The following is a 9,489-nucleotide window of genomic DNA, read 5'->3' as shown; positions in this document are numbered from 1 at the left end:
GGGCCCGGAGAGCACAGTGCTGACCCGCCGGCCGCCACCACCACCGAGCCTGCCAGAACAGGACCGGCTGCACCCATGAGGAGAGCACGAAGGGTCCAGGTGGGTACAGCGGAAAGGCTTGGTCGCCACCATCGTGACCGGCCAGGCCCTACGTGCCCCAACGCTTCCGGTTCCCGGTCCCAGCAGCTGCCTCACAGCACTACTGACAAAGCCTCACTACTGACAAAGCCTCAGTCACTCCAGAACGTTTGCAGTGCTCACTCGTCGTTGATGCGATTCGGTTTGCGCGGTACGCCTACCGGTGGTTTATCCGCCTATTGCGGCCGGCGCTCTTGGATGGGCCGGGGGAATTTCACGGGTGACCCCAGTAGGCCTCGAGTTCAGGAGCTGAGTAGCCCTCCTCGCAGGGGATGCCATTTGAGTCGGCATCCATGCGGCTCGGTTGCCCCTCGGCCAGCCAGTACTGGACGGCGTCGGAGTAGCTGGCTCCTTGGCTGATCAGATCCCGGCAGAACAGCCCGCTCGAGTAGTTCGACGCGGTTTCCCCAGTCTCCGAAGATTGGCTCGGCGCGTACACCGTTTCGCAAGGAATCCCGTTGGAGTCGACGTCCATGCGGCCAGGGCGTCCATGGTACGCCCAGTACCGCGTGGCGTCGCTGAACGAGTATCCGTGCGCCATAAGATCCGCGCAGCGAAGTCCCTCGGGTTCACTGAGCACGTTCAATGCGGTTTCAAAATCTGGCTGAATGTTCCGAGAGGAGCAGGTGCCGCGCCGCAAGGCTGCCGACCTGCCGCCGCAGGTCATGGCGAAGTACTCCGGTTCAGATCCGGCTGGCGAACGCCAGTAGAGAGAGTCGCAAGCAAAATCGTCGTTCTCGGCGCAGGCCTGGCGGAACGGATCCGACTCAGATCCGCTCGGCCCCTCCGCCTCGATCGTGTCGGTGCAATCAACATCGACAGATTGAGGATTTTCGATGATTGCCTGTACGTGAGCCCTTAGGGTGGCCGCCGTGTAAGCCATGGGGACGATCTGAAGCCCTTGCGGGTTCATATCAATCAGCGTTGCGACGCCGGCAACAGATCCGGCCGGAGTGAGCACAGGTCCACCGCTGTTTCCCTTGTCGAACGCGCCGTCGGTGCGTATCGCGCTCCTCTGGCCGTTATTGGACTCGAAACTCACAATTGCTCCGGGTACAGCTGAGAAGCTGTGTTCGGGTAATGGGTATCCAAGTCCAAGGAGGTGCTGACCCTCGGCAAGCTCAGAAGGGTCTGCCCACTCGAGGGCATCGACGTCGAGTTCCTCGGTGACTTCAATGACGGCGACGTCGGGACTGGTGCGCCAGCCGATCACTCGACCTGCCTGCTGACGGCCATCGCGGCCGACGAGGACCGGAGACGCGTCGTTCTCAACCACGTGGTGATTTGTAACTAGGTGCCGGGAATCGATGACGAATGCTGTTCCAGTCGAAGTGTAATCGCATCCTTCGGTGTCCACTCGGAAGACGGAGTGTCCGAATCGACTGACCAACTCTTCATCGCTGAAGGCGACCCCGTGCACGTCGGTGGCTGGCTCTTCAGATGCTTGGGCACTGCGCTGTTCGGCGGTGGAGGTCCCGTTGTCGACCGCTAATCCTGTGCAAGCCGTAGTGGCCACAACGAGGAGGCATGGCGCCGCCAGGCGCTTCATCGCAGCGCTAGTAGTGATGAGCGCTGAGTAGCGGTTTAGCACGGACCCTCCGGTCTAGACGGGCCGCGATAGACCCTGCTGGGTTGCAGATGCTAGTGAAAGGGTGGCGTCACATGGCACCAGTGTCACTCGTTCGCAGCAAAGCCATGCTGTATTTTCAGGTTTCGTCGCTCCTGGAAAATGTGCGAGCCCTTGTCAGCGCAAAGAAGCCGCTACTGACAAGGGCTCAGTCTCAAGAGCATCGGGCCATGACATAGCCGGAAGTCCTGCAGGAGCAGATGGACTACTTGATGGTCTCAGCCTCAAGCGAGTAGCCCAGGATTTCACCGACGCTGGTGACCGTGCCGGTGACCGTGACCTCCTGGCCCGCGCTCAGATTGGCTACTTGGTCCAGGAACTCCTTGCCAGTCTGGACCTGCACGCCCGTGAAGACAATGGCGTCAGGCTCAGGATCCAGGGCGAAGTAGTCACCCGAGGCGTCAATGTTGCCGACGAACCCGCTGACGGTGACCCGCTTGCCCTCATAGGTGTTCTTCGCCTTCAGCGCGTTGCCCTCCAGGGCGTCGATCATCTCCTGCGACGAGACGACAACCGCGGGCTCGGCAGGTGCGGGCTCGGCAGGTGCGGGCTCGGCAGGTGCGGGCTCGGCAGGTGCGGGCTCAGCGGGTGCCGGCTCCGCGGGACCGGGCTCGGCAGGTGCTGCAGCGTTGGTCTCCGCCGGGGCAGTGGAGACCTTGCTGCTGTTGTCGCCGCCAAGGGCAGCGGAGCAGGCGCCCACGACGAAGAGGAAGCCGAAGAAGAGCAGGGGAAGCATGAAGCGCTTCTTCTTGTGCCAGGGGCGCTGAGCGCGGCGGTATGCCTTCTCTGCCTGGGCGAGGGCGCGAGCTTCACGCGGGTCCTGCGGGGCTCCGTAGTAGGGGCCCGGATTGCCCTGCGTGTTGTGGGACACGCGACCTCCAATGTAGTTGAGCGCTGACCTGTGCGAGCGCTCTCAGACTACTGCCCAGATGGCATGGTCACGGCAGGATCGGGAAGGTCGGAGGCGGGGTGGTGTGGGCTACTTCCGCCTCCGACAACTCCCTCCTAGTCGCGTCCACGGCGATGCTCGATGGACTTGCATTGATCGACAGGCACGTCTGAGCGGGCTCACGACGTCAGGGGGCGTTGCCGTCACCTGCTGCCGTCATCTGCAGCGACAGGGGCCGCGGACGGAGCATCCTCGCTGGTCAGAGCGGTAGGCCCCGTGGGACTCGAACCCACAACCCGCGGATTATCCGGGAACCCATCATTGGGTATCCCTGGTGGGTGCTCTGACCTGCAAACATGCGCAACCCCTACCCCTGACATCCCTGGCCACGTCCCGTGATCCCCCTCAATCCGGGGGGTAACCGGGGGGTGTCAGCTCTCCTCAAGGCGAGCGACTAACTCGCGACTAGCGTGCAGAGGCCCGCGAAGTGCATGGCGCTGAGCGCTGTATGCGTCATGAATGGGCTGCCGTGCTTGGTTGGAGCGCTACCTACCTCTTGCGTGCTAGGGCACGCATGCGCGTCTGGCGTCTGTCGGCTTGAGTGACTTGACAGAGTGCCCCCAGGGTTGCCCCTGTTGGCTGGGCTGTCGATTGCAATGCCAGTGGTGGACGGGGGTGTCAACATGGTTGGCAACCAACTCTCGCATGAAGGTGGTGGCCTGTGTCGCGCATGCCGAAAGATCCCGAGAACCCTAGCCGCACTCCCTATGCAAGCGTTCGGCAAGAGTTGCGGCGAGAGGTGGGTTTCCACTGTCCTGCCAGTGTCGCTGGAGGGTTTTGTGGAAGTCCCCACCTGACCTGGCACCACTTCGATCCACCATGGCGTGTAGAGCACCACCACCGCCCACAGGGCATGATTGCCCTGTGTCGTGAACATGCCGACAAGGCCGATAATGGTTCCTACACCGACGACCAATTGCGCCGCTGGAAAGCGGAGGGTCGGGGTCGCCATAAGTCTGTGTCTGGTCGATTCGATTGGATGCGTCGAGAGTTGCTGGTGGTTGCGGGCGGGAGTGCCTTCTGGGGATCATCAACCATTCTGATGTGGGAGCTTGAGAAGGCCCTATGGTTCAACCGGAATGAGTATGGAGAGCTGCTTTTGAACCTCTCCCTTCCTAATGATGAAGGAAGGGTGCAGCCTTGCCTTGAAGAGAATACTTGGGTAATCCCTTCTGGGGAGGGCCTTATGGACTTGGTTGCACCTCCGAGTGGCAGAAGTGTAGTTGTGCGGTACGTGAATGGTGGTCATTTTCAAGTCGAATACCTCGATGTTGCGGATGCCCAAGCGCTCGGTGAGCGATTCCCTCACCTGGTCGCAGATCCCAAGTGGCCTCACTATGTCAGCCGGCTTCCCTTCCCTCTGACTGTAGTTCGAATCGAAGATTCAATCGTGGGTGCGCGGGTGCACTTCAGCAAAGACCTTATAGCCATGCTGAGGCGAGATGGAGGTTGGTCCATGTTTCAGGGCAGCATGTTCATGAACATTCCGACGGCCATCTATGTAGGTGATGCGGAACCCCCCGGTGAAGCGGGAATGATTTTGCAGTCTGATAGATCCAGTAGCGCCTTCTTTCGGTCGCCGCATGAATAGTGACTAATGTCTTTATGGTGCATTGCAGGTAGGCCCTCGCTGGCCCCTGGGGGTGTGACCCCTTGAAAGCTTGGCAGGGACCGCCATGTCGTAGCACCTGAGATCGCGCCACGGTTCCAAGGTTGAGCACCTGGCCCCGACAGGAAGGCGTCTGTCTGCATCGGTGCAGGTCAGCGGCACGCAAGGTCCCGGACGGGGAGTCGCCAGCGGCGAGCAAATGGGCCAGAAGCGAGCATGCGCCGGGGATCAAACCGCCGTCTGTGCAGGTCGGTGGCGTGCCGGTGAGCGCTGCTAGCCACGAACGCACGAAAAGTAGGGGAGCCCTGAGCATCGCTGACCGATGCCCGAGGGCTCCCCCTGATGGTGCTGCCTCGCCAGGCGAGGGTGCTGCTAGTGCCTCACGTGGCGCGTGAGGTGACGATGACGGCCCCGACCACCCGGCTGCGAGAGCCAGTCAGGGTGAAGCCTTGCTGGGCGCTCACCCGGTCACCTGGTCACTGGGCGAGGGGCTCACGGGAGACGAGGGTGGCCCGAGCCCTGCACGCCCGGCCTCGCGGGGTGCCTTCCATCGGCTGCACTTCCGTGACCTCTACAGCCTCGACCCGGCCGAGCCCACCGTGGCAAGTGTCCGCCAGGTTGTTGACCACCTTGACGACGCCTCGCGCCAGGTCGTCCGCGCTCCACGGGCAGTGCGGCGACGACGCACCCGCTCCCACTGACAGCTCGGCCACGCGGCGGCGCAGACCTTCCGCGTCGGTGGTGTCGCTGATCTGGCGCGGCTTGCTCACGAGGCCGGTGACGGTGCTCGTGAGAGCACTGGCGTCCCCCGCGCCGATGCGCACGCCTACGGGCCTGTCCATCGCGCTGCCGAACTGTGCCGTCAGACCGTTACGGATGTCGGACTGAAGCTGACCCCAGCGCCAGGCGTCATCGGCTGCTCGGCGGATCTGCGGCACCGGCTCGTGTGCAATGCGGATCTCCAGCGGCAGGACGTCCATGGAAGCTCCGGCAACCTCGCGGTTGCTAACCTGTCGGGCGTTCAGGCGAACGCCCTCAGTCTCCAACATGGCGCTGACGCGGTCCCCATTCAGGGCGCCGTCCCGACTGGACCGGTAGAGAAGCACCTCAACTCCACCGGCGATGCGCCCGTCGATCAGGTCCCGATCAGTTGGCGTGGTCTGCACCACGTAGAGGTGCGGCAGCCTCGCCGGGGCGGACTTCGGTCGCATCGCCGTGACGGTCACCGGAAGGCCGGCGGCGTCTCCGATGGTCGGGGCGACCGCTTCGGCCACCTCGGTTGCCGTGTTGATGACTGCCTGCTCGGCTCGCTGGACGGCCTGAGCCAGGGCATGCGTCTGACGACGGCGCCGCTCGGCCTCCTGTTCGGCGGAGGTGATGGCGGCGGTGTTCTCGGCCTGTGTCCGCTGCGCTTCCGCGAGCGCCACGCGCGAAGCCTCGGCGGCGTCCCGCTCGGTCTTGGTCATCGGCTTGACCTGAACTGCGGTCATAGTTGTCCCTCCTTCATCGGTAGGGCCTTCGGCCCCGGTGTGGTGGTTGCTGGCGATGCCGTCTTCTGGGGCCTTCGGCCCCGTGCTCGCTCTCGCCGTTGCTGGGGCCTTCGGCCCCCATCGGTTCGCCGCTGCCGGTGAGTGCGTTGCTGCTGACCGGGCTTGCTGGCGATGCCGTCTTCTGGGGCCTTCGGCCCCGTGCCTGCTCTTGCCGCCTGCCGCTGAGCGGCATAGCTGGCGAGGTGTGTGCTGGGCTTTCCTCGCTGACTGGCTGCCGCGTGTGGCGCTTCACCTATGAGAAGACTCAAGAAGGGCGGGCTCCTGACCTGCGGTGATGCCCCCGTTTCTTGGCCCTCACGGTCAAGGTGGTTGACTCTCACAGTGAAGGTTCGGCCTGTTCCTTGACCCTCACGGTCAAGGGTTCACCTGAGGACCTCACACCGCTGGGCTGTGCGCCCTCCCCCTCGGAACTTCGTGGACGGCAGCAGCAGGCACGTTGTGGTTGAGCCCTCGGTCAGGTACCCCCGGCGCTCGGCAAGCCGAATGGCCCTAGTGACAAGTGAGCCCCCTTGGCGACGCACCTCGCCGGTCGTCGTATCGACCGAGCCCAGCACGTCGGCCAGCTCGCCCCTGCGGAAGTGAGCGTGTCCGTTCTGGCTCGCTCGCCCCATCGCGGCGAAGAACACCCGCGTGACCAACGGGGTGACTTCCTCCGACCGAGCAAGGCGCAGCATCTCGTCTTGGTTGGCCATGACGAATGGAACGCCTGGAGCGAAACCGACCTTGCCCACAGCCTGAGCGCTCAAGCGACCTCACCGGCCGGAGACATTGCCACGGTTTCCAGGTCGCCCCGCGGGCTGAGCCTCCCCTGGCTGGCCCTGTGTGGGCCGTCAATGTGGCTGTCAGAAGTTGGGGCTACCCGAGTGCCCCTCTCGGCTGGCGGCCACATTGACGGGGCTCCTGTGGACGATCGGGGCAGGGTCCGCCAAGGCCCCGAGGTGGCGCCGGGGAAGGTGGCGACGATGGGAGCGCACGCCGTGCACGGTGAGTGCTCCACCCTGGCGAATCCGAGCTGGTGCCCCCATGCAAGTTGAGCCGCGCAGCGGGTGCAAATGAGGGCTCGCTCGTACTGACGGCAACGACGCTGCCACGCGACCGCCTGCTGCGGCGTCTCGGGAGCATCGTCGTGGCGGGGGCTCAAGCGGCCACCGTCGCAACGGTCGCGTCGGCTTCGCACTGCTCGACGTCCGCAAGTCGGTAGCGGACGGCCCTGCCCAGCTTGACGTAGGGCACCCCTCGACCAGCAGAGCGCTCGTTGGCGAGCCACTGCACACCGCAGCGCCAGCGCGCCGCGAGATCCCGTGTCGTGAGCAGAACGTTCGTAGTCCCGGCTGCTGTCATGTGAACCTCCTGGAGTCCGTGGTTGTCCGTATGCACTGACACTAACAGGGGGTCGATGGACTTCGTTACCGCTCGGGAGCAGTCGTTACATGGTTGTTACAATGGACCCGCACTATTGTGGTCCATACGGACTACCGATAGGGTCAGGGCATGACGACGCTTGAGAGGGTGATGGCGGCCATGCGCAGCGCCGAGGCCGTCGAGACAGATGGCGCGTCTGGCTACTACGTTGCCTTGCGGCACGCCTCGTACAGGGTCGCTTTCCACCTGAGCCGCGAGGGGGCCAGTGGTGAGTGGTTGGCGCAGACCTTCACCGTGCAGCCTGAGGGCGTCGAGTCGCTGACGGGCAGCAGCATCCGGGCGCTTCCAATCGGCCAGCTACTCGCGCGAGCGCGGTCGCTCGCATCAGCAGCGGCGCGAGGCGGTGTCAGTAAGCGCCGGACGGGCAAGTCGCCACGACTGGCGCGCCCGTCTGAGGTCCAGCTCTCGACCTTCCTGCGGGACGGCAGAGGCGGGCCCGCCCGTAGCGACCTTGACTACGCACGCCTCGCGCTTGAGTACGTGCTGCGAGTAGAGGACGGCGACCGGGCCCCCGCGGTGTCTCTTGCGAACCAGTACGGCAGCACTCCTGGTACGTGGACGAATCGCATCACCGAGGCCAGAAGGCGGGGTCTGCTGACGCCAGTCAAGCGAGGCGAGTCGGGTGGGCGGCTTACAGAGCAAGCCGAGCAACTGCTGTTCGGCAACGACCCGACGGACGACGAGACGGAGGATGTGTAATGGCTCGACCGCGGATGGCGCTGGGGGAGTGGGGGAGCGTCTCGGTCACCGGCCAGGTGCGCGGGGCTGACGGTCGCTTTCGCAGTGCTGGCGAGGGGGTGCGCAAGGTCGATCGCTGGCGCGCTCGGGGCAAGGTGCGCGACCTCGACGGTGTGGTCAGGGACGTCGAGCGCTACGGCACCACCAGGGCCGGTGCCAGACGTGAGCTTGAATCGGCACTCAGGGAGCGGGTAACCCCCGCTGCCGCTGACGCCGCGATCGGTGGAGACACGCTGGTCAAGGACGCCGCCGAGGTGTGGCGGGCTGAGATCGACGCCGACGGAAGGCTGTCGGCCAACACCCGGAAGGTGTACCTCAACGCGCTCGCACTGCACATCATCGGGCGCGACACCCCGAGCCCGCTGGCGAACCTCGCCATACGTGAGGTGAAGGTGAGTACCGTCGAGCGGTTCCTGCGCAGGGTGTCCAGCGAGAGTGGACCCTCAGCGGCGAAGATGTGCCGCTCTGTGCTGCGGGCACTGTTGGACTTGGCGGTCAAGCACGACGCCATCGCTCACAACCCCGTGCGCTCGCTGGGCAAGGTGGTCGCTCCCGCACGCGACCGGCGCGAGAGCGTGAGGGACGGACAGCGAGCGTTCACCCGTGAGGAACGGGACGCCGTGCTCGCACTGGCCGATTCGCAGCCGCGAGCGGTCAGTCGTGACCTCGGGGACCTGCTGGCCTTCCTCGCCGGAACCGGGGCCCGCATCGGTGAGGCGTGCGCGGTGCGTTGGTCGGCGCTGAACTTGGCCGAGGGAACCGCTCAGCTCGGGCCCACGGTGGTCGCTCCCAAGGGGAAGGGCCCAGTCATTCAAGAGGTGGGCAAGACCAAGGCGGCTGCCCGCGTCGTCCGCCTGTCCGAGTGGCTGACGGCCCGGCTGCTGGACCGCCAGGTGGGCGCCTATCCGAACGAGTGGGACGTGGTGTTCCCCTCGCCGCTGGCGAAGCTGCGCGACCCGTCCAACACCAGCAAGCATGTCCGCGCCCTACTGGACGACGCCGGGATGCAGTGGGCCACCTCGCACACCTTCCGCAAGACCGTCGCCACCTGGCTCGACGCCGCCGGGGCCTCGGGCAGGGAGACGGCCAACCAGCTCGGGCACGCCCGCCCGAGCATGACCCAAGACGTCTACATGTCCCGGCGCACGATCACCGAGCACGCCGCAACCGCGCTGTAGGGGGCCGCAGCGACAAGCAAAGAGGGGGGTAAGAGGGGGGTGGGTCCATTCGGGCTCGACTGAGCGGCACTGCCGCATAGCGTCTTCGCAGGTCAGAAGCTCAAGGGTGTGGGCCCCCAGGGGCTCGAACCCTGAACCCGCGGATTAAAAGTCCGCTGCTCTGCCAGTTGAGCTAGAGGCCCTCGCGGTCGCCCGCACCGGGCAGCCTAGCCGCCCCACCCGCACGGTGGCGCACGGTCGGCACCCCCGGTAAACGCTTGCCACCCGTAGGCGCCCCG

The 9,489-nt window shown here is 65.0% G+C and carries 5 protein-coding genes and 1 tRNA gene; 2 read left to right on the top strand and 4 right to left on the bottom strand.

Going from position 1 to position 9,489, the window contains the following annotated elements:
* Positions 1-352: 352 nt before the first annotated feature.
* The 3 genes from ACRYR8_RS15625 to ACRYR8_RS15615 all read right to left on the bottom strand — a co-directional run bounded on the left by ACRYR8_RS15625 (position 353) and on the right by ACRYR8_RS15615 (position 5,813).
* A complete protein-coding gene (locus ACRYR8_RS15625; RefSeq protein WP_432485331.1) occupies positions 353-1,687 on the bottom strand; it encodes a S1C family serine protease in 1,335 nt (444 codons plus the stop codon).
* Between the two features lie 283 nt (positions 1,688-1,970).
* Positions 1,971-2,636 carry an OB-fold protein gene (locus ACRYR8_RS15620; protein WP_432485330.1) on the bottom strand — a complete coding sequence of 222 codons (666 nt, stop codon included), beginning with the start codon at positions 2,634-2,636 and terminating at the stop codon, positions 1,971-1,973.
* A gap of 2,163 nt (positions 2,637-4,799) precedes the next feature.
* Positions 4,800-5,813 (bottom strand): iron-sulfur cluster assembly accessory protein, encoded by a 1,014-nt coding sequence (locus tag ACRYR8_RS15615; protein ID WP_432485329.1) that lies wholly within the window; start codon positions 5,811-5,813, stop codon positions 4,800-4,802.
* Between the two features lie 1,551 nt (positions 5,814-7,364).
* Between ACRYR8_RS15615 and ACRYR8_RS15610 the strand changes: the two genes are divergently transcribed.
* Positions 7,365-7,994, top strand: coding sequence for a hypothetical protein (locus ACRYR8_RS15610; RefSeq protein WP_432485328.1), 630 nt, complete (start codon positions 7,365-7,367; stop codon positions 7,992-7,994).
* Positions 7,994-9,211, top strand: a complete 1,218-nt coding sequence (locus ACRYR8_RS15605; RefSeq protein WP_432485327.1) for a tyrosine-type recombinase/integrase — start codon at positions 7,994-7,996, stop codon at positions 9,209-9,211. The genes ACRYR8_RS15610 and ACRYR8_RS15605 overlap by 1 nt, the downstream gene beginning before the upstream one ends.
* Before the next feature lie 109 nt (positions 9,212-9,320).
* Here ACRYR8_RS15605 and ACRYR8_RS15600 read toward each other — a convergent pair.
* A tRNA-Lys gene (locus ACRYR8_RS15600) sits at positions 9,321-9,393 on the bottom strand.
* Positions 9,394-9,489 lie beyond the last annotated feature (96 nt).

Source organism: Kineococcus esterisolvens, assembly GCF_050871405.1.
Classification (GTDB): Bacteria; Actinomycetota; Actinomycetes; order Actinomycetales; family Kineococcaceae; genus Kineococcus.
The sequence above is the reverse complement of the archived record's forward strand: the minus strand, read 5'-3'. Positions and strand labels throughout refer to the sequence as shown.